Below are 20,360 nucleotides of genomic sequence, written 5' to 3' on the forward strand. Positions count from 1 at the left end.
AAAGCTACCTTCTCCACGGTTCAAATGAGAAAACCTTTCAGCCTCGGGGTTTTCCTCTCTGGCACATCCTCATGGATACTCCTCTTTTTCAGCGCATTTCACATATATTCTCATTATATCTGCCTCTTGAGGATTGTCAAGCGGTTTTCCTTGGCATCGATGTCCTGATTCTTTTCCAGGTTCTTGAATGCGATGGAGAGCATAAGCTTGATTCGGTTCAGCTGATTGACCTCGCTGGCGCCTGGGTCATAATCGATGGCGGTGATATTCACGTTCTCATTTTCTTCACGGAGTTTTTTGATGACCCCTTTTCCGGTGATATGATTTGGAAGACACGCAAAGGGCTGCATGCAGATGATGTTCTCTACCCCTTCTTCAATAAGCTCCAGCATTTCACCCGTCAGAAACCATCCTTCACCCGTCTGATTTCCAATCTGTACGATATCTTTTGTGATTGTAGCAAGATGTTCAATTCTGCTGGGTGCATGGAACCTCTTGGATGCCATAAGTGCTTCTTTCATCGGTCTTCGGATACTCTCAATCAGTCCGATGACAGCTTTGCTTGCCATGGCCTTCCCAAGACTGAGATGAAGCTCCTCATGCTTTGCCACATTATTATAGGCACAGTAGAGAAGAAAATCTGTCAGGTCCGGCATTACCGCTTCACACCCATTCTCTTCAATGACCTGAACAACAGAATTATTGGCTGTAGGATGGAATTTCACTAGGATTTCTCCCACAAGACCCACTTTGGGCTTCACAGTCTCTTTCAGCTCTAAGGTATCAAAAAGATCTACGATTCTGCGGACTTGTTTTTTGAAGGACGAGACGGTTGGATTCTTGAGAGCTTCTTCCACTTCTTGGCTCATGGTCTCGTAGAGTGCATTGGCAGAACCTTTGATGACTTCATATGGGCGAACCCGATAAAGCACTCTCATGAGAAGATCGCCATATAGCAGCGCCTGAAGAGCGCCGCTCAGTGTTTTCAGATCCAGCTTCATTCCAGGATGCTTCTCAAACTGCTGGACGGACAGTGGAATCACTGGGATTTGTGAAAATCCGGCATCTTTCAGTGCTTTTCTGAGAAATGCCACATAATTTGTAGCCCGGCAGCCGCCTCCAGTCTGTGTAATAAGACAGGATGTGTTGTTTACATCATATTCCCCGCTTTTCAGTGCTTTGATCATCTGCCCCACCACTAGAATAGAGGGATAACAGGCATCGTTATTAACATATTTCAGTCCTTCATCTACTGCTGCAAAGTCCGTATCCGGAAGCACCACCACATGGAAGCCCTGATTCTTGAGAACAGCTTCCACGAAACGGAAATGTATGGGTGACATCTGTGGGCACAGGATGGTATGTTTTTCTTTCATTTCTTTAGTGAAGAGAGGCCGGTCATAGGTCAGAGGCGCATCAGTTGAATGGATTCCGTTGCGGATCCGTTCTTCCATGGTTGCCTTGAGCGACCTTATTCGGATCCTTGCAGCACCAAGATTGTTGCCCTCATCAATCTTCAGGAGAGTGAACAGTTTGTTTTTGCTTCTGAGTATTTCTTCCACCTGATCACTGGTTACTGCATCAAGACCACAGCCAAAGCTTGTGAGCTGAACGAGCTCCAGATTCTCTTTTTTGCTTACATAGGCAGCCGCACGGTAGAGCCTGTTATGGTAGGTCCACTGATCCACCACACGAAGGGGCCGTTCTACCTGAGACAGATGCGCTACAGAGTCTTCTGTCAGTACAGCCATCCCCTGCTCTATGATCAGATTCGGAATGCCATGATGCACTTCTGGATCCACGTGGTAAGGTCTTCCTGCAAGAACAATACCCTTATGACCAGTTTCATCCAGATAACGGACCACTTCTTCACCTTTCTGTCTCATATCCTTCTTATAGGATTCCACCTCAATATACCCTTTTCGTACAGCTTCCTTTACTTCAGAAAAAGTGATGGAGTAGTGCTTTGAAAGGACATCGTGTAGTTTTTTCGTGAGGTGCTTCTGATCCTGAAGGTTTAGGAATGGATGAAGAAATTTCACGTTGTTCAAGTGAAGAACATCCATATTATTTTTGATCACTTCTGGGTAAGAGGTGACCACAGGACAGTTATAATGGTTGCTGGCACCTGTGTCTTCTTTCTCTTCGTAGGGGATACAGGGATAGAATATAAAATCCACATTCTTCTCCGCCAGTGAAGCGATATGTCCATGGGTAAGCTTACCGGGATAGCACACAGATTCTGATGGTATGCTGCTCATCCCTTTTTCATATAGAGTCTTGGAGGAAGCGGGTGAAAGCACCACCCGGAACTTCAGACTGTCAAAAAAAGCAGCCCAGAACGGATAGTTCTCAAAAAGATTCAGCACCCTTGGGATTCCAACAGTACCTCTGCTCTCCTCCACTTTTGTGGAAGGTTTATAGCGGAAGGTTCTCTGGTATTTGTAGTCATAAAGATTTGGGAGTTTTTCACGTGTGTTTTTGGATGCCAGTGGTCGTTCACAACGGTTTCCAGTAATATACTCCTCTTGTCCTTCTTTAAAGAAGGTGATGGTCAGAGGACAGTGGTTATTGCAAAGTTTACACCTTCTCATTTCAGTTTTGGGATGAAGGGAGTCGAGTTCTTTTAGAGAAAGCAGTGTGGTCTCTTTCCCGGTATAACGATCCCTTGATATTTTTGCTGCGCCAAAGGCACCCATGAGTCCTGCAATATCCGGACGTATGGCTTCCCTTTCAGAAATAAGCTCAAAAGCACGAAGAACGCTGTCATTATAGAAGGTACCACCTTGGACAATGATTTTCTCTCCCATGGATTTGGGGTCTCTGGCTTTAATGACTTTAAAGAGCGCATTTTTGATGACAGAATAAGAAAGTCCAGCACTGATATCAGAAAGACTTGCACCTTCTTTTTGGGCTTGTTTTACTCTGGAGTTCATAAAAACAGTACATCTGGAACCAAGATCCACGGGTTCACTGGAAGATACTGCAGCTTTCGCGAAATTCTTCACAGTGCTTCCCAGGGATTCTGCAAAACTTTCAATAAAGGATCCGCATCCTGAAGAACAAGCTTCGTTCAATAGAATCGAATCGATGGCACCATCTTTGATCCGGAGGCACTTCATATCCTGTCCACCAATGTCCAAGATGAAATCCACTCCCGGAAGAAAGTGGTTTGCTGCCTCGTAGTGGGCTATGGTCTCAATCTCGCCAGTGTCAATCCCCAGTCCAGCCTTCAGGAGTCCTTCGCCGTAACCAGTTACTGTTGAATGGGCGATATAAACATCGTCAGGAAGAAGATGATAAAGCTCCCTCAGAACTTTCAGAATCTCTTGCAGAGGGTCACCCTGATTGCTTCCATAATAGGAGTACAGGATATTGAGGTCCTCATCTGTGAGCACCACCTTGCTTGTGGTGGAGCCGGAATCGATGCCTAGAAAAGCAGCTCCTTTATGAGAGGCAAGGGGCTTTCTGACGGCCTGTGCGCTGTGATGCCTTTCCTGGAATGCTTGGTAGTCCTCCTCGTTCTGAAACAGGGCGGGAAGTCTGTGGACTTCTTTCTGGAACACATCTTTCAGTTTCCCTGCTCTTTCCATCAGGAGATTCAGCTCATGAGGATAGTTTCCTTCTGAGCTTAAAGCAGCCCCTAATGCAACATAGAGCTCTGCATTTTCAGGCTCCAGGATATCCTCCGCCTTCAACTGAAGAGTCTCTATGAAGCGTTTTCGCAGCTCTGGAAGAAAATGCAGTGGCCCTCCAAGAAAAGCAATCTTTCCTTCGATTTTTCTTCCGCAGGCAAGACCAGAGATGGTCTGATTCACCACTGCCTGGAAGATGGAAGCGGCTAGGTCTTCCTTTCTTGCTCCTTCATTGAGCAGCGGCTGAAGATCTGTTTTTGCGAATACACCGCATCGTGCGGCGATGGGATAAATATAGGTGGCATTTTCTGCCAGTTTGTTCAGTCCTTGGGCATTTGTTTTGAGAAGAGAGGACATCTGATCGATGAAAGCACCGGTACCACCTGCACAGGTACCGTTCATTCTCTGTTCTACAGCGCCTTTGAAATAGGTGATTTTCGCATCCTCTCCCCCCAGTTCGATGGCAACATCTGTATCGGGAATCATGGCTTCTACAGCCTTTGTTGATGCAATCACTTCTTGGATGAAGTCAATTTTCAGCCAGGATGAAACAGACAGACCGCCGGAGCCTGTCACAGCCACATGGACTTCTCTGTCTCCAAAGGCACCGTGGATTTTTTGCATAACATTCACCACGGTACTTCTGATATCTGAAAAATGACGTTCATACGAATGATAGATCATCCGATGATTCTTATCTGTAACAACAGCTTTTACTGTTGTGGATCCAACATCCAGCCCTAAATATAATTTATCCAGCATGAAGACTCACCTGCTCCGTCTTTGTTGTAGTTTGAATATAGAAATAATTATAGCACTGACAAAAAATAAAGAAAGAGTGGAAAAGTTAATATTTATTTCTCAATCCTGATTGACTCTAAAAAGAGATTTCAGGTAAAAAAAAGTGGAGCAAACCACCTCTTGCAAGATGCTTTGCTCCCATTAGTATTCCTCATCAGAATCAGCAAGAATTTTTCTCAAGGTGCTGCTGATGAGCTCGTATTCATACCCTTTTCCCGCGAGGAAAGTATAGAGTTTTGATTTCAGTTTAAAAGGGTCCTGTTCTCTTTTGCACAGCTGATCATATTTCTTTTTTGCCAGTTTGAAACAGGTCTCTTCTTCAAGACTGCTGTCTTTCAGAGATTCTAGAGCCTCATTGAGCACTTCTTTGTCCACGCCTTTATGAAGCAGTTCAAACTTTGCTTTTTTCTGGCCTCTGGACCGAAGCTTTTCTTTCAGATAAAGCTCTGCATAACGTGCATCATTTAGAAGATTGTATTCTTTCAAAAGAGAAATCACACGTGCGATGGTGTCATCATCAAACTCTTTCTCCAGGAGTTTCTTCTGAATCTCTTCTTCCGTTTTCATGGTCCGTTCCAAGCTTCTAAGGGCTGTTTCTCTTGCGCGGATAAAGGTATCTTCTTTGGCAATCTCTAAAAGAAGATCCGTGTCAATCTTCATGCCCTTCACTAGACCTCTTTTGAAAATCAGTTCTTTATCACAAGAGAGCAGAAACTCCTCATCCGCATAGATGCTGACCCGGCTGCTGTTTTTCTTGTTTTCAGAAATCTTCGTTATTGTCTTCATGCTCCTCCCCTCTTAACCTGTAAATGGTTGGTGATGTAAAAATTTTCTTTGCAATGGTCATGATGTCCTTCAGTGTCACATCTTTCAGCTTTTCCAGATCCTTCTGGAAGGAAAGCGGATCTTCTTTGCTAAGCACAGCATCCAGCATAAAGGAGGACAGGTCACTGTGATGGTGAAGTGTGCTGAAGATGCTGGTGGTGAGTACCTTCTTCATCAGCAGAAGATCCTCTTCTTTAAAGTACGCGCCCCGTTTGATCTCCTCGAGAATGTGAAGAATCAGTTCCTCAGCTTCTTCGATACGCTCGTCAGGAACCTGAGTGTAAATCATGAGATTCTGCAAAGGTTCTGTCAGCTCCAGGTCCGAATAGACATCATAGGCAAGTCCACGATTCTCTCTAAGCTCTCTAAAAAGAATGGAGTTCCCACTGACGCCAAGCTTATAATTCAGCACCCTAAGGGGAAGTTTCTCTTCTTCTTTGATTTCAAAGGTATAGAGAAAGCCCAGGGCGGACTGTTCCATATCTTTAAAGGAAGTATGAATACCCGGTGTGTTCTTTTCAAAGGCCACGTTTTTCTTTGGCAGCGGACCTCTTTTCCATCTGCCGAAGTGATCTTCTATCATAGAAACAGCCTCAGTATGAGGCAGATCTGATACAAGGACTACGATGGAGTCATTGGGAATATAGTGCTTCTGATGAAAAGAGGAAAGGTCTTCCGCTCTTAAAGAGGAAATGCTCTCTTTGGTTCCAATGACATCATATTTCAGCGGGCTTTTATTGTAGGCTTTCTCATACAGAAGTTTATGTGTGCTGTCTTCCGCATCATCCAGGGAGGCTTTCAGCTCCGAGATGATTACGGTTCTTTCTTTTTCCATTTCGCTTTTATGGAAGGCAGGATGCTGGACCATATCTGAGAGCAGCATCAAGGCATCCTTCAGCTCGCTGGTCATGGCTGAGACTGTAAAAACAGTGGAAATATAATCTGTATAGGCATTGAAGTCGCCGCCCAAATGCTCAATCCTATGATTGAGAGTTTGGTTGTCCAGAGTGTCCGTTCCTTTAAAAAGCATATGCTCGATGAAATGGCAGATTCCTTTCTGAGGGAGGGGTTCGTGGAGTGCACCGATACGGATGCCTAAGTTGAGTGAAAAAAGACTCCCTGGTTTCACCACTGTCAGTACAGTAAGTCCATTTTCAAGTGTACATTGTCTGTAATCGATCATATCTCTTTAATCTCCAATTATGATAGTTTTTTCTTTGCGACAACAATAAGAGGTGTGGAGGATTCTGTATAGGGCTCTTTCTTGAAACTGCCATAAAGATGAATTTCCTCAAAGCCCACTTCCATCAGTAAATGGACGAGCTCCTCTTTTTTCAGGGGAAACAATTGAACTGAAGCTTCTTCCGTTTCACCATGAACACTCAGTTGTGATGAAAAATCAATAAGATGTGCCTCAGCATCATACTTGTAGTTCCGTTTAAAAGTCAGGCCGATATCGGGCACATGGATGGTGGGAAGATGGTCAATATTCTCTTTCAGAATCCGGTCATAATTGATGATCTGGATCATCAGATCTCCTTCATCATGGAGAAGGCTGTACGCAGTAGTGATAAAATTTTTTATCTGGTCCATGGAGTTCAAGTGCACCAGTGAATTTCCGATGATGAATATCCGTCTTAAACCGCCTTCATGCACAAGGTCCATATCCAGCATGTTTGAAACGATGAAATCTCCTTGAATTCCCTGTTCTTCTGCCTTCTTTTCTGCGATCCGAATCATGGACTCCTCCAGATCAAGACCACAGGACAGGATGCCTTCTTTTCGGAGAGCAATGGTATAAGTGCCTGTACCGCAGGCGACATCCAGTACTTTATCCTGGGGATTGAGCCCATCACGGATGAAGTCATAGGTGGATTTCTGAAACGGGAATATAAAGTCATAGTGTTTTTCAAGAATCTCATAAAATTTCATCGGTATCGCTCCTTCAACTACGCATCTCTGTCACCTGTATGACACAATACAATACTATAATACAGTATACAACAAGAGTTCTTAAAATTACAGCTAGAGTGTTCAGATACCTGAACACTCTAGAATTCCCCCAGGGTATAATGATATAATGGGTAAAACTGAACTGGTACACTAAGGGGGATATGATGAATTACAAGTATACAGAAATCATGGATTATTTACGTTCTGAGATTGACAAGGATGTTTATACGGATAAGCTTCCTTCCATCCGTGGTCTTGCGATAAAGTTTGGCTGTTCAAATTCCACGGTGATCAAAGCATACAATGAGCTGGAATCCCTGCAACTGGTTTTTTCAGCACCAAAGAGCGGGTACTATATCAATAAAAATAAAAAGAGAAGCACCACAGAATATGATTTTTTCTCTGGTGTCCCCAACAATAAGAATCTTCCCCTGGCATCTATGAAAAAAATCTATGACCAGGTGTTTGAAGAGAACAACCAGAACCTTCTGAACTACAGCTATCCTATGGGATACAACCTGCTGAGGGAACATCTGCTGATGGAGCTCCATGATCCGGAGGTTTCTCTGGAATCTGTACTCATAACAGAAGGTGCCCAAGGAGCCATAGACCTATTGCTGGGTGCTGATCTTAGAGAGAAAAAGGTTCTGGTGGAAGACCCCACCTACAACATTGTCCTATCATATCTCAGGATCAAGAACATACCCCACGAAACCGTGACCCGCACCAAAGATGGTCTGGATCTCATACAGCTGGAAGAACAGGCTAAAACCGGAGAATTCCAGTTCTTCTACACCATCAGCAGAAACCATAATCCACTGGGAACAGACCTGAAAGAGAAAGAAATGAAAAAAGTTCTGGAACTTGCCCGGAAGTATGATTTTTATATCATTGAAGATGATTATCTCTCAGAATTATCAAAGGGAAACACATTTTTCAGTTTGGGAAAAGACCGTACCATCTATATCCGCAGCTACAGCAAGACCATCAGTCCTTCTTTGAGAATTGCTTCCGTCATCGCACCCATGGAGATTGCAAAAAAGCTGTCCTACAATATCACATATCTCAATGGTGGAGCCCCCCTCTTCAATCAGGCAATTCTACTGAAATACCTGAAATCGGAATTTTATATGAAAGACATGTCTGTACTGAAGGATCGGGTGAAGCAAAATATCATGATTTTCAAAAATGCGCTTCAGGGATTCCCCTTTGACTATTTCATTCCTGAAACGGGATTTTTTGCAAGTCTTTATTTTCCCAAGGACTTCAAGCTGAAAACCCTTCTGGAAGGATTACAGGTGAAAGGATACAGATTCCGTGATCTGCAGGGGTTTACCAAGCAAGAAGACAGGAAGATTCTAAGAATCAGTCTAACGAGGGTGGAACCCAATGCGATGAATACAGCCATTAAGGAACTTGTGAAGGAAGTTCTTCTCATGAAGGGCGACAAGGATGACAAGAACAAGATCTATATTTAGCTATCTGAAAGGATGAAGTGAAAATGGATAAATACATTCTCATTGTGGAAGATGAAAAAAGGCTGAGGGACCTCCTGCGCGATTATTTAGCGAAAGAGGGATATCATGTGGATTTGGCCTCGCATGGGGAGGAAGGCCTTCATATGGCTTTAGAGAAAGACTACGACCTGATTCTTCTGGATGTGATGATGCCGTTTATGAACGGATTCGATATGCTCAAAGAGCTGAGAAAAAAAAAGAGCACCCGGGTGTTTTATATTACAGCCAAAACCATGGATGAGGATTTTGTCAAAGCTTATGAGATTGGTGCAGATGATTTCATCTCAAAGCCCTTTTCGCCAAAGATCCTGGTCATGAAAATCGGGAATCTCTTTAAACGTCTGGAACAAGAAGATACTCTGCAGGAAGAGCTCACCTTTGGCAGACTGACTCTTCATACAGGAGCGCAAAGGGTTTATGTGGATGCATCGGAAGTATTCCTGACCAAGAAAGAATTTGACCTGCTTCTTCTTTTCACTCAGAATAAGGACCTGGTTCTATCTAGAGAGATGATTCTGGAAAAGGTCTGGGGATACGATTATGAGGGGGATCTGAGGGCCATAGATACGAGCATCAAGAGGCTCAGAGAGAAGCTCCAGACAGCTGCAGCCTATGTGGAGACGGTACGGGGATACGGATACAGATTCCGGGTGAGTGATGATGTTTAGATCCATTGCAAACAAGCTGACGTTGATACTGATTGTTCTCATGGGGACACTGCTTCTTGGATCGATGCTCTTTATGTCGTATTCTTTTGAGTCGTACTACACGGTCACGAAAAAAACCGCCCTTGAAGAAAATCTTCTGGCCTTCAGAAATCAGAGTATATCCCAGAGCGACACCTTTATTGAAGCCATCAATAATTTTGAGACCCAGAACAATACACGTCTTTTCATTTTCGGACAGAATGGACAGCTCCAATATATGGCTTATGGAGGCAACAGCATTGAAGGAGATTATATTGAGATCATCAATAGGTTCTTTAACGATCTTATACGAGATCCCTCTCTCCGAGAGAACCTGCTTAAGGGCCGGGAGATCTTAAGCAGAGAATATGAACGTCAAGACGGCAGTATCCGCTATTTCTTAACGGCTGGTTCCATTCAGGTTGGAGAATACGAATCTTTTGCCATTTCCATCAGTTCCATGCTTCCAATTAATGAGTCTGCAAGAACCATTAAAAATTACTTTTTTTATGTTTTCTTAGGTGGCTTTATTGTAGTGGCAATTCTCGCGTTTTTTGTGTCTAAAACTGTAACAAAACCTATCAGAAAACTGATTCAGACATCCAAGGAGCTTGCGAACCTGAATTTCGATGTACCCATAGAGAATAGGCAGAAAGATGAGATTGGAGATTTGGCCCAGAGCCTGGCTACCCTCTCCTATAATCTGAAAGGGTCCTTAATGGAGCTCCAGGAAAAGAACAAACTTCTAGAGGAGGATATTCTGAAAACACAAAGACTGGAGAAAGAGAGAAAGGATTTCATCCGAGATATTTCCCATGAACTGAAGACACCAATCACGCTGATACAAGGTTATACAGAGGGTCTCATTGATGGTGTGGCATCTGAAAGCAAAGATGAATATCTCTCGATCATTTTGGATGAGACCAAAAATATGGAAAAACTTGTGAAAGATATGATAGAACTGAACTATACAGAATCCGAATCTTTTACGGTGTCCATAGAACCGGTTCATCTCAACAGACTCGTGGTGAATTGCGCCTCACCATTTTTAGAAATCTATGGGAACAAGATTCATTTTGAGTTCAGGATGCCCGTCAGTTACATGATTTTTGGGGACAGCAGCAAGCTGTCTACTGCCTTGAGAAATATCATGAAAAATGCCATTACTTACACGGAAGAGAAACCTGAAGCCACGGTGATGATTTCCTTGGAGGAAACACAGAATGGTTTATCTCTTAAAGTGAAGAACTTCCCAGCACATATTGAAGAAACAGAACTTCAGAATCTATGGATCCAGTTCTATAAAAAAGATCAGTCCAGACAAAGAAAAGAAGGAAGTTCAGGACTGGGCCTTTCCATTGTGAAGAATATTCTGGAGAAGCACAAGTATCACTACAGCCTCTCTAACGATCATGAAGGTGTTGTTTTTGAAATTATTTTCAGTGAGTATAGAGAATTTGATGCAAATCCCCACGTATGATCCATGACAGTTTTTTAGATCATCGAATCCTGCAGGAAAACATCCCTGTGAACTCGGCGCACTCGCTGCACCAGGTTCACAGGGATGTTTTATGTATTATAAATATAAAGCTATAATGTGAATCCGCCATCAATGGTCAAAATTTGGCCCGTGATGTAGGTGCCTTTCAGCACCAGAAAAGCTGCAAGATCTGCAATCTCCTCCGGAGAAGCCAATCTGCTGAAAGGGATATCTTCCGTAAATGTGCGCATCTCCTCTGGTGTCAGATTGGAAAGAAGTGCTGTGTTAACGCCTCCAGGCGCAATGGCATTCACTCGGATGTTCATATGGGACAGCTCTGCAGCAAGGCTTCGGGTGAACTGCTCCACGGCTCCTTTCGTCATGGAGTACGCCACTTCCATGGAAGCTGCTCTGGACCCCCAGATGGACGATATACTGAGAATAGATCCTTGGCCTTTTGAAATCATCTCAGGGATGATCTCTTTTGTGAGATAAAATAATGGCTTTACATTGATATCAAACAGCTTTTCAAATTCATGCCCTCTCATCTCGTGAAAGAGTGTTCGGCTGGAAATGCCTGCGCTGTGTATGAGTACATCAACCGCACCATGATGGCTTAGAATCTCCCGGAATAAGGTGGTATATCCTTCCGTGTCGCTAAAATCCAAACTATAGATAGAGACAGGCACATGAGATGAAAGCTCTTCCTTCAGAAGATGGGCCTTTTCGAGATTTCTCGAGAAAATAAGGATGAGTTCATAGCCAAGGGATGCAAATTTTCGTGCAATCGCTTCTCCTATTCCCCCTGTTGCTCCAGTAATCACCGCTTTTTTCAAACAATCGCCTCCTTACGTCTTTCTAAATTATAACATTCTTCTTGAGCGAAACGAAGAAGGATCCCCATAATTGGAGATCCTTTCCGAGGATATTTACTGCTGAGATCTTTTCTCCCCAATGATGTCTGCAATGGCTGCAATGCTGCCAAGAGAGTTCAGTGTGTCCACAGGAAGAATGAGTTTGTTCGCTGGATTTGTTGCCATTTCCTTCAAAGCTTCCACTTGTTTCAGGGCAATGATTCTTGCATCTGTGCCTGATTCGATGATGGAGGCGTTCACTTTTCGGATGGCATCCGCCTCCGCGTTGGCGATGGCTTCAATAGCTCGAGCCTTACCTTCTGCTTCCAGAAGCTGAGACTCTTTCATACCTTCAGCCAGTCGGATGTTCTTTTCTTTCTCTGCTTCAGCGCGAAGGATGTTTGAACGCTTCTCTCCTTCCGCTCTGGCGATGCTGGATTCTCTGTCTCCTTCAGCAATGAGAATAGCAGCTCTTTTCTCTCGTTCAGCCTTCATCTGCTTTTCCATAGCGTTCTGAATTTCTTCAGGTGGTACAATGTTCTTGATTTCCACAGACAGAATTTTGATTCCGTATGCATCGGTGATGGAGTCTACGATATCCAGAAGTTTCATGTTGATTCTGTCGCGTCCAGCCAAAACCTCATCCAGTGACATATCACCGATAATGTTACGCATATTTGTGATGGTAGAGTACATGATACCGGATACATAATTTTCGATATTGTAAACTGCATCCTTGGGATTCAGCACCTGATAAAAGATGACGTTATCTACACTGATGTTGACATTGTCTTTCGTGATGACATTTTGAGGCTGGATGTCAAGGATCTGCTGTTTCATGGAAATTTTTCTTCTGACATAATCCACAAAAGGCAGTATGACATGCCACCCAGGCTGAAGGGTTTTATAGTATTGCCCGAACCTTTCAAGTACGTAGACAGAACCGGTATTGACGACTTTGATGGAGCTTAGGAGCACCACCATCAAAAATAGTAGAATGACTGCTGTAATAATAATCCATGGCATGTTAGTTTTCCTCCTTACGAATAATTAATTTGTTGTCTTCAATCTTCAGAACACTGAAACGTTCCCCTGGTTGTACAGGGTCCCCGATGTTTTTCAGGTTCCAATAGATTCCATTGATTTTTTGCTGTACTGATCCTGTAATCTCTTTTTCAGCTATAAAGGTATGTCCAATGATTTTATCTACCAAAATGGGATCATTGGGAATGTTCCTTTTGATATACTTCCTGCTGATTTTATTGCCGATGATGAGGGCAACAAGACCAATCAGAAAAGCTATCAGCATCTGTATCCAAAAATCAACATAGAATCCTGCAAGCCAGGCTGCAAGAAATCCAATGCCAATCCATGAAAACAGAACATTGCTGGTCATGAGATCCAGAACGGCTACAACAATAATCAGAATGAGCCAGATCCAGTTCATATTCATCTCCTCCTTATGTTTTACAGTATAACACACAAATAGTATAAAATAAAGCATTAAATGGTAAATAATAACTTATAATAAAATAATTTAAACTGTTTATAAAAAGTGATGAAGTTGGTGTATAGAGACAGGACGACTTTCATGAAATATGAGTCATAACTTATGTAGAATTATGAATAAAATGTAAATTATTTTCAGAGGGACAACTGCTGGAATATTCTAAACATGATGAAACCCTCATGTTTCAAAGGGTTTCATCATTGATCTCAGAATCTGCATGAAATACTGTCGAAATCGCAATATGAAATCTATTACAAATGAAAGATTGTTCATGTTATGATAAGAGTGAAAATAATGCTTGCTCAAACCTGTGTATCTGTTGATATCTGTGTAGTTGAGCAACATTTAAATTAGGGAGGTCAAAATGAAAGAAGTAGTAATTGTCAGTGCGGTGAGAACTCCGGTAGGAAGCTTCGGCGGAGTTTTCAAAGATGTTCCTGCAGTGGATCTTGGTGTGGTCGCTGTGAAGGAAGCCATCAGACAAGCTGGTATCAAGCCAGAAGATGTCAATGAAGTCTATATGGGGTGTATTCTTCAGTCCGGGTTAGGTCAAGGAGTGGCAAGGCAGATTTCTGTGAAGGCTGGAATTCCCGTGGAAGTCCCTGCTACAACAATCAATATGCTGTGCGGCTCGGGTTTGAGAACTGTTTCATTGGCTGCCCAGACCATCATTGCCGGTGACAATGATGTGGTTGTGGTAGGCGGCGCTGAAAACATGTCCAGAGCGCCCTATGTACTGAACAACGCTCGTTTTGGATCCAGAATGGGCAATGATACCATGGTGGATACGATGATTTATGATGCGCTTACAGATGCATTCCATGGATATCATATGGGGATTACAGCAGAAAATATTGCTGAAAAATACGGAATTACAAGAGAGGAGCAGGATGCATTCGCAGCTGCGAGCCAGAATAAAGCAGAAAGAGCCATGGCGGATGGAAAATTCAAGGATGAAATTGCTCCTGTGATGATACCACAGCGACGAGGCGAACCTCTTGTGGTGGATACAGATGAGTATCCTAAGAAAGGTGTTACGGTAGATTCCTTGGCCAAACTGAGACCTGCATTCAAGAAAGATGGCACAGTTACGGCTGGAAATGCTTCAGGAATCAATGACGGGGCAGCTGCACTTGTGGTAATGAGCAAAGAAAAAGCAGATGAGCTGGGGCTGACGCCGTTAGCGACCATTGTCTCTTATGGAAATGGCGGTGTGGATCCAAGCATCATGGGCATTGGGCCTGTTCCATCCACAAAAACAGCACTTCAGAAGTCTGGACTCACCATTGATGATATGGACCTGATTGAGGCGAATGAAGCTTTTGCTGCTCAGGCTTTGGCAGTAGGCAAGGATCTTAAATGGGATGCGGAAAAGGTTAACGTAAATGGAGGAGCCATAGCATTAGGACACCCTGTGGGTGCTTCTGGAGCAAGAATTCTTGTGACACTTCTACATGAAATGAAGAGAAGAAATTCCACATATGGTCTTGCGACATTATGCATCGGTGGCGGTATGGGTACTTCCGTAGTTGTGAAGAGATAATCTCAAAATTGATATAGATTGGTTTCCCTACCTTTCTTCAAGCCATGGCATCAAAAATGTCATGGCTTTCTTTTTGAAGAAGATTGTTCAAGAAAAATAATCTGGAAAAAATAATAAAGGCTGTCTTCCTTTGAAGACAGCCTTTATGGCTTTTCTTATGCAGTGATATCTTTTGGTTTAGCCTTATGAATCATAAGAAGATTCTCAATGGTTGTTTTTGGACAAACTTCGACGCAGGCATTACACTGAGTACATTTGTCGTAATCAATCTTCGCCAGGTTGTTGTTCACGTGTATTGCATCGTACTCGCAAGCTTTTTCACATTTCTTGCAAGCGATACAGCCAACTTCACAGTTCTGCATGATGTCTCTGGCAGAGTCCAAAGAGTTGCAGGCAACTCTTACTCTGGAATTCAGAGGAACAGATTCAATGATGTTTTTTGGGCATGCTTTTACACAAGCGCCACAGTTGGTGCATTTGTTCTCATCTATGATGGCAATACCGTCACGGATGACGATGGCGTCAAACTCACAGACACCTACACATGTTCCAAGGCCAAGACAGCCATAGGTGCAGGATTTTGCTCCTCCACCTGGAAGTGCTGCAGCACTGACACAATCCATAATACCATGATACTCATATTTGTCTTTTGCTTTATTGCAGTCACCATTGCACTTCACATAGGCGACCATAACCTCCTGAGCGTTCACTTTTACGCCCATGATATCCCCAATCTGATTGGCTACAGGGTTTCCGCCAACGGTACAAAGAGATGGTGAAGCACCTTGAAGAGCAACATCCTTTGCATAGGCTTCACACCCAGCAAATCCGCATCCACCACAGTTTACACCAGGAAGAACCAGAAGGATTTCTTCAACTTTGGGCTCCTGCTTTACAGCAAACACTTCTGCAGCATATCCGAGAAGTACCGCTAAGACGATGCCTAATCCAGCCATAATGGCAATTGGAATTAATATTTCAGTCATTGTTTCATCCCCCCTTCTTTAAATCATACCTTGGAAACCAAGGAATGCGATAGCCATAAGGCCTGCTGTAACAAGTGCGATGGGCAGTCCTTGGAATGCCTGAGGAATGCTGGAAACACGGTCGAGCTTTTCACGGATGCTTGCCATCAGAACGATGGCGAGGAAGTATCCAAGTGCAGCCCCTACTGCGTTGGTTAAGCTTCCCAGCAGGGAAAGCTTCTCCTGCACATTGAGGAAGGTAACTCCGAGAACAGCACAGTTCGTTGTGATGAGAGGTAAAAAGATACCAAGTGCATCATAAAGAGCTGGACTGATTTTTTTGATGACCATTTCCACAAACTGTACAAGAGCTGCGATGACTAGAATGAAGGCAACTGTCTTCAGATAATCCAGATCATAGGGTTCCAGAAGAAAAGTGTAAACAGACCAGGTACCTAAAGAAGCGATCACCATAACAAACAATACGGCAAGGCCCATACCAATGGAAGCGTCTCTTTTCTTGGATACACCCAAGAAACTGCAGATTCCAAGGAATCTTGACAGAACGAAGTTGTTAATGAGCATTGCGTTGATAAATATAATGAGCAGGTCCATTAATTGACACCTCCATTCTGCAGAACTTCTTTATCGAGTTTGATGTTCATCTTTTCTGATTTGGGAAGATCGCAACCCATACCACAGCTCTCGCAGTCATGGATTTTCAGGGAAGCTTTTCCTTTTTTCAGGTTTCTTTTATTAATGAAAGCCATGATCAACCCTAAGGTAAGGAAGGCACCAGGTGCCAGGATCATGATGTTTGCTGGTTCATATGCCGCTGGCATTACTCTGAGACCCAATACAGTGCCTGCACCGAAAATTTCTCTGAAAAATGCCAGAATGCTCAGTGCAAAAGTGAAGCCAAGGCCCATTCCGATGCCGTCGTAGATGGAATGAAGCACGTTGTTCTTGCTTGCATATGCTTCTGCTCTACCGAGGATGACACAGTTTACAACAATCAGCGGAATAAACAGACCAAGAGATTTATAGAGGTCTGGCAGGTATGCTGCAAGGAACATATCGATCATGGATACAAATCCCGCGATGACAACAATGTATGCAGGAATACGGATCTTGTTCGGAATATACTTTCTCAGTACGGATATGATTGCGTTCGACAGTATCAGTACTGCAGTGGAAGACAATCCCATACCCAGCGCATTTTCAACACTGGTGGAAACTGCCAGAGTAGGACACATGGCGAGAACCTGAACGAAAATCGGGTTTTCACTGAAAAGTCCATTTTTCAATCTTTCTATCAATGCCAACATATTAGTTTCCTCCTTGCATCAGAACATCATTGTAATAGAGGATGGCCTGATTTACTGCTTTGAATGCGCCCTTTGAACTTTCGGAAGCGCCTGAGTAGATTTCTACAGTAAGCTCCTGAGCGTCTTTACCCTGGAAGAGCTGTTGGAAGCCTTCCTGCTCAATGACATCTCCAAGACCCTTTGTTTCATTTTGCTCCAGAACGACGATGTTGGAAATTTTCTTAGTGGCGTTGTCAAATCCGACAGCAATGGTCATCGGCATATCCTGATAGTAGCCAGCGTGGGAGGTGATGACAATATATCCTGTGACTTCACCGGCTGTCTTCACTTCGAAGGTTTGGTATTCCCCTTCTATCTCAACCATCTCATCTCCTGTAAGCAGAAGAGTTTCAATGGTGGCCTCAGGTGCTTTTTCTTCAATAACCTCTTCCCCGAGGATGTTCTGTTTATGGAACTTCACTGCCTCATTGATGGCGCTTGCAACTGCGTTGGAGGAAATCGTTGCACCAGAGACAGCAACAATTTCATTCTCACTTGCAGCGGTGCCTTTTACCACCTGAAAATCGGCAGCAGTGGTTTTACCGGTAAACTGTGAGATAAACGCTTCTTCTGCAACCAGAGCACCTAAACCAGGGGTTTCGGAAGACTGTGTTACTTTTGCGGCAACAAGGTTACCGTCTTTATCAATTCCAGCAAGAATGGTGAGACCTGGTTTGTATCCATTTACGGTCATTTTATAAACATGACCGATGACCTCATCCCCACTCTTTGCACGATACATTTCGGTGATGACTTCATTTGCTTCGAACTCACCGGCAAAATCTTCAATGGTTTCTGTTCCAGGCATAATCACAGCCAAGTCATCTGCGTTCACTGCATTGTTCATGGCAATCTGTTCTTTGGTGGTCTCGTAGACGAAGGCAACAAGACCTCCGATGACCACGGAGATGACCATTAGGGTCAGACCCAGTGTAATGAGTTCCTGAAGTAAGCTTTTCTTCTTCATTATGCAGTCGCCCCCTTCTTCGTATCTACTTTTCCTTCAAAGAAAGAATCAATAAATGGTGCAAAAACATTGCCGATGAGAACTGCATAGTAAGCTCCTTCGATATTCTTGGATAATCCAATGAATAAAGATGCAGCCAGCCCTACGAATGCGGCGTAGATCCATTTACCGGGATTGGTGATGGATGAGCTTGCATAATCGTTGGCGAGGAAAAATGCGATTAAATAAATACTGCTGTTTCCTGCAAGGATTGAAATATCTCCGAGGACAACTGCTGAGAATACAAAGGAGACAAGAAGCACCATAAATGGAACTCTAGCGCGGATGATTCCCTTCACTGCAAGGTAGATTCCACCAACAAGGATGGCGATGATGGAAGCTTCTCCTAAGTTTCCGCCTGCGCTTCCTACGAGTCTTTCCTGAATTGAAATCCCTTCAAACCCTTTGTTTACAACGATGTTTCCATAGGATACCACAGCAAAGATCTTCGCTGCAGCAGCAGGATTCATGAAGTTCTGTCCAAGTCCGCCAAAAATCTCCTTAACCAGGGAGATGGCGAAGATGGAAGAAAGTAGTGCAACCCAAAGTGGTGTGTCTACAGGTAAGATGAGTGCGAGGATGAGTCCGGTCACCACTGCGGATAAGTCATTCAGTGAGTGTTTCTTATGAAGAAGTCTCTTGAAGACAACTTCGGTACCCATACTGCCAAGCACCGTAACGGCAATGAGGATTAGACCCTTGATTCCATTGAAGTAGATCCCAGCTGCAGCCACAGGTACTAGGGCAATGATGACATCCAGCATGATTCTGTTGACCCTCAGGTTTGATTTGATATGTGGAGAGGATGCAACGGTTATTTTTCTGTTTTCCATTCTTATTCCCTCCTATCTCTTAACCTTTTTCGCTGTTTTGAAAGATTGAAGCAAGTGTCTCTTGGATGGGCACACATATGAGCATCGGCCACATTCAACACACATACCGCCACGCTTCTTGAAGAACTCATCGAAGTCCCGGACAATGACCAGCTGATTGAGCTCATAGGGCTGTAGGCCCATGGGGCAAACGTCTGCGCATCGACCACACTTAATGCAGTTCACTTCCTCATCAATGGAAACTTCATTCTCGTTGAGGAAAAGCACTTCTCTGATTCCTCTGTTGATGGGTGAATCTGTTGTGAAAACAGCATCACCGGAGAGAATATTCCCTGCCACAATTCTGAATGGGTTTTCCACGCCTGCTTTTTCCATAACAAGGTCCAGAGTTGTACCTGACATTACCTTGTATATACCAGGGTTTTTCACTGCTCCGCCATTGATGAGAAGTAGTTGATAATGGGTGAGTCTCTGATCCATAAGACCTCTAGCCACAGCGGGCAGAAGGAATGCATCAATGACCATGGTATCTTTCATGGCGAAATCACCAAATACGTCTCTTGCTGCAAGGTTCATGTCATGATAAAACTGTGTCGGAATTTTTGAAATCAGGCTTACCCCTGAGTTTTTAAGCAGTTCGGTGAATCCGATGACTGAATCTGCATCTGATGTGGAAAGGACAACAATCTGAGCGTCTTTATAAAGAGACTTCAGAAGTTCGATGCCCCGAAGAAAATCCTGTTTTTCTTTTTCATACAGGTAAGAATCCACTTGTCCATAAAGTCCACTTTCCTGGGCATTGATCAGGATGTTTTTCGCAGTATCTTTGAACGACAGCTGCATCCCTCTTTTTCGGTTGGACAGGTTCTGTGTTTCAATGAGGCCTAATGCTTTTACTTTCTCACGGAGTTCATCCATGGATAACGCACTGTAGCTAAATACTTCACGCTCTTCCTTCTCGTAAAGACCGTCATTTTCCACCAGGACCACATCCACCTTGTTTCCAAGAAGATCCGTTTTCGTGGTGATTTGTTTTACTGTACCAGAAACACTGGAATACACAGGAACAACGCTGTTGTTCTCCCCTACACCAATGACCTGATTGACCAGTACTCTGTCGCCTCGTTTGACTGTCGGTGAGCATTTCATATTATGCTGTTGAGATAGTGAATATACCATGTTCTTCGGTGCATCCACTTCTATGATTTCACTAAAGTGTTCCGCAACCTTGAACTTGGGCACATGCACTGCTTTTGAAATGGAAAACAGTTTCATATACATCCCCCTATTTTTCAATAAAAATATAACAAATACACTACATAGTATAACATTGTAAACGTTCATTAACAATATTTGACAAGAGATTAACAAGTTGTATTTTAAGA

General features: G+C 43.5%; 17 protein-coding genes and 1 other annotated feature (1 of these 18 only partly in view). Of the genes, 4 read left to right on the plus strand and 13 right to left on the minus strand.

Annotated features, from left to right (window positions below; translation table 11 throughout):
* Positions 1-101, minus strand: a binding site (T-box leader); it reaches 115 nt to the left of the window's first position.
* A gap of 12 nt (positions 102-113) precedes the next feature.
* The 4 genes from DEF30_RS11510 to DEF30_RS11525 all read right to left on the minus strand — a co-directional run bounded on the left by DEF30_RS11510 (position 114) and on the right by DEF30_RS11525 (position 7,193).
* Positions 114-4,397: a 2-hydroxyacyl-CoA dehydratase gene (locus DEF30_RS11510; RefSeq protein WP_294099485.1), complete on the minus strand. Its 4,284-nt coding sequence runs from the start codon at positions 4,395-4,397 to the stop codon at positions 114-116.
* Between the two features lie 180 nt (positions 4,398-4,577).
* Entirely contained in the window at positions 4,578-5,222 is a 645-nt protein-coding gene (gene recX, locus DEF30_RS11515) for a recombination regulator RecX (protein WP_294099488.1), read from the minus strand.
* Positions 5,197-6,444: a pitrilysin family protein gene (locus DEF30_RS11520; RefSeq protein ID WP_294099491.1), complete on the minus strand. Its 1,248-nt coding sequence runs from the start codon at positions 6,442-6,444 to the stop codon at positions 5,197-5,199. Before DEF30_RS11520 ends, recX begins: the two co-directional genes overlap by 26 nt.
* A gap of 17 nt (positions 6,445-6,461) precedes the next feature.
* On the minus strand, positions 6,462-7,193 hold the full coding sequence (locus tag DEF30_RS11525) for a class I SAM-dependent methyltransferase (protein ID WP_294099494.1): 732 nt from the start codon (positions 7,191-7,193) through the stop codon (positions 6,462-6,464).
* Positions 7,194-7,375: 182 nt separating this feature from the next.
* Between DEF30_RS11525 and DEF30_RS11530 the strand changes: the two genes are divergently transcribed.
* The 3 genes from DEF30_RS11530 to DEF30_RS11540 are packed head-to-tail and all read left to right on the plus strand — an operon-like array spanning position 7,376 to position 10,897.
* A complete protein-coding gene (locus DEF30_RS11530) occupies positions 7,376-8,692 on the plus strand; it encodes a PLP-dependent aminotransferase family protein (RefSeq protein WP_294099496.1) in 1,317 nt (438 codons plus the stop codon).
* 23 nt (positions 8,693-8,715) lie between these two features.
* The gene (locus DEF30_RS11535; RefSeq protein WP_294099499.1) at positions 8,716-9,399 is read left to right on the plus strand and encodes a response regulator transcription factor; all 684 of its coding nucleotides are present in this window, start codon (positions 8,716-8,718) and stop codon (positions 9,397-9,399) included.
* Positions 9,389-10,897, plus strand: a complete 1,509-nt coding sequence (locus tag DEF30_RS11540) for a histidine kinase dimerization/phospho-acceptor domain-containing protein (protein WP_294099722.1) — start codon at positions 9,389-9,391, stop codon at positions 10,895-10,897. The genes DEF30_RS11535 and DEF30_RS11540 overlap by 11 nt, the downstream gene beginning before the upstream one ends.
* 110 nt (positions 10,898-11,007) lie before the next feature.
* On the opposite strand, the gene DEF30_RS11545 is transcribed toward DEF30_RS11540, so the two are convergent.
* The 3 genes from DEF30_RS11545 to DEF30_RS11555 all read right to left on the minus strand — a co-directional run bounded on the left by DEF30_RS11545 (position 11,008) and on the right by DEF30_RS11555 (position 13,198).
* Entirely contained in the window at positions 11,008-11,733 is a 726-nt protein-coding gene (locus DEF30_RS11545; RefSeq protein WP_294099502.1) for an SDR family oxidoreductase, read from the minus strand.
* A 93-nt stretch (positions 11,734-11,826) separates the two neighbouring features.
* Positions 11,827-12,777 carry an SPFH domain-containing protein gene (locus DEF30_RS11550; RefSeq protein WP_294099504.1) on the minus strand — a complete coding sequence of 317 codons (951 nt, stop codon included), beginning with the start codon at positions 12,775-12,777 and terminating at the stop codon, positions 11,827-11,829.
* A 1-nt stretch (position 12,778) separates the two neighbouring features.
* Positions 12,779-13,198: an NfeD family protein gene (locus tag DEF30_RS11555; RefSeq protein WP_177213433.1), complete on the minus strand. Its 420-nt coding sequence runs from the start codon at positions 13,196-13,198 to the stop codon at positions 12,779-12,781.
* A 427-nt stretch (positions 13,199-13,625) separates the two neighbouring features.
* Between DEF30_RS11555 and DEF30_RS11560 the strand changes: the two genes are divergently transcribed.
* Positions 13,626-14,804 carry an acetyl-CoA C-acetyltransferase gene (locus DEF30_RS11560; protein WP_294099514.1) on the plus strand — a complete coding sequence of 393 codons (1,179 nt, stop codon included), beginning with the start codon at positions 13,626-13,628 and terminating at the stop codon, positions 14,802-14,804.
* Positions 14,805-14,959: 155 nt separating this feature from the next.
* Here DEF30_RS11560 and DEF30_RS11565 read toward each other — a convergent pair whose 3' ends face one another.
* Genes DEF30_RS11565 through DEF30_RS11590 form a run of 6 tightly spaced genes read right to left on the minus strand, consistent with a single transcriptional unit; the run spans position 14,960 to position 20,250 of the window.
* Positions 14,960-15,790, minus strand: coding sequence for an RnfABCDGE type electron transport complex subunit B (locus DEF30_RS11565; RefSeq protein WP_294099516.1), 831 nt, complete (start codon positions 15,788-15,790; stop codon positions 14,960-14,962).
* A gap of 18 nt (positions 15,791-15,808) precedes the next feature.
* Positions 15,809-16,384, minus strand: coding sequence for an electron transport complex subunit RsxA (rsxA, locus tag DEF30_RS11570; protein WP_074909333.1), 576 nt, complete (start codon positions 16,382-16,384; stop codon positions 15,809-15,811).
* A complete protein-coding gene (locus DEF30_RS11575; RefSeq protein WP_294099527.1) occupies positions 16,384-17,097 on the minus strand; it encodes an electron transport complex subunit E in 714 nt (237 codons plus the stop codon). The genes rsxA and DEF30_RS11575 overlap by 1 nt, the downstream gene beginning before the upstream one ends.
* Before the next feature lies 1 nt (position 17,098).
* Positions 17,099-18,103, minus strand: a complete 1,005-nt coding sequence (locus DEF30_RS11580) for an RnfABCDGE type electron transport complex subunit G (RefSeq protein ID WP_294099529.1) — start codon at positions 18,101-18,103, stop codon at positions 17,099-17,101.
* Positions 18,103-18,975: an RnfABCDGE type electron transport complex subunit D gene (locus tag DEF30_RS11585; protein WP_294099531.1), complete on the minus strand. Its 873-nt coding sequence runs from the start codon at positions 18,973-18,975 to the stop codon at positions 18,103-18,105. The genes DEF30_RS11580 and DEF30_RS11585 overlap by 1 nt, the downstream gene beginning before the upstream one ends.
* A gap of 12 nt (positions 18,976-18,987) precedes the next feature.
* On the minus strand, positions 18,988-20,250 hold the full coding sequence (locus DEF30_RS11590) for a 4Fe-4S dicluster domain-containing protein (RefSeq protein ID WP_294099533.1): 1,263 nt from the start codon (positions 20,248-20,250) through the stop codon (positions 18,988-18,990).
* Positions 20,251-20,360 lie beyond the last annotated feature (110 nt).

The sequence above is a fragment of the Proteiniclasticum sp. genome (assembly GCF_003514505.1).
Classification (GTDB): Bacteria; Bacillota; Clostridia; order Clostridiales; family Clostridiaceae; genus Proteiniclasticum.

What these genes read in the sequence shown, in the direction of transcription:
- DEF30_RS11580 (WP_294099529.1), bottom strand. Translation starts at nt 18,103, where the DNA reads ATGAAGAAGAAAAGCTTACTTCAGGAACTCATTACACTGGGTCTGACC.
- DEF30_RS11530 (WP_294099496.1), top strand. Translation starts at nt 7,376, where the DNA reads ATGATGAATTACAAGTATACAGAAATCATGGATTATTTACGTTCTGAG.
- DEF30_RS11590 (WP_294099533.1), bottom strand. Translation starts at nt 20,250, where the DNA reads ATGAAACTGTTTTCCATTTCAAAAGCAGTGCATGTGCCCAAGTTCAAG.
- DEF30_RS11575 (WP_294099527.1), bottom strand. Translation starts at nt 17,097, where the DNA reads ATGTTGGCATTGATAGAAAGATTGAAAAATGGACTTTTCAGTGAAAAC.
- DEF30_RS11550 (WP_294099504.1), bottom strand. Translation starts at nt 12,777, where the DNA reads ATGCCATGGATTATTATTACAGCAGTCATTCTACTATTTTTGATGGTG.
- DEF30_RS11510 (WP_294099485.1), bottom strand. Translation starts at nt 4,397, where the DNA reads ATGCTGGATAAATTATATTTAGGGCTGGATGTTGGATCCACAACAGTA.
- DEF30_RS11555 (WP_177213433.1), bottom strand. Translation starts at nt 13,198, where the DNA reads ATGAACTGGATCTGGCTCATTCTGATTATTGTTGTAGCCGTTCTGGAT.
- rsxA (WP_074909333.1), bottom strand. Translation starts at nt 16,384, where the DNA reads ATGGACCTGCTCATTATATTTATCAACGCAATGCTCATTAACAACTTC.
- DEF30_RS11525 (WP_294099494.1), bottom strand. Translation starts at nt 7,193, where the DNA reads ATGAAATTTTATGAGATTCTTGAAAAACACTATGACTTTATATTCCCG.
- recX (WP_294099488.1), bottom strand. Translation starts at nt 5,222, where the DNA reads ATGAAGACAATAACGAAGATTTCTGAAAACAAGAAAAACAGCAGCCGG.
- DEF30_RS11560 (WP_294099514.1), top strand. Translation starts at nt 13,626, where the DNA reads ATGAAAGAAGTAGTAATTGTCAGTGCGGTGAGAACTCCGGTAGGAAGC.
- DEF30_RS11565 (WP_294099516.1), bottom strand. Translation starts at nt 15,790, where the DNA reads ATGACTGAAATATTAATTCCAATTGCCATTATGGCTGGATTAGGCATC.
- DEF30_RS11540 (WP_294099722.1), top strand. Translation starts at nt 9,389, where the DNA reads ATGATGTTTAGATCCATTGCAAACAAGCTGACGTTGATACTGATTGTT.
- DEF30_RS11520 (WP_294099491.1), bottom strand. Translation starts at nt 6,444, where the DNA reads ATGATCGATTACAGACAATGTACACTTGAAAATGGACTTACTGTACTG.
- DEF30_RS11535 (WP_294099499.1), top strand. Translation starts at nt 8,716, where the DNA reads ATGGATAAATACATTCTCATTGTGGAAGATGAAAAAAGGCTGAGGGAC.
- DEF30_RS11585 (WP_294099531.1), bottom strand. Translation starts at nt 18,975, where the DNA reads ATGGAAAACAGAAAAATAACCGTTGCATCCTCTCCACATATCAAATCA.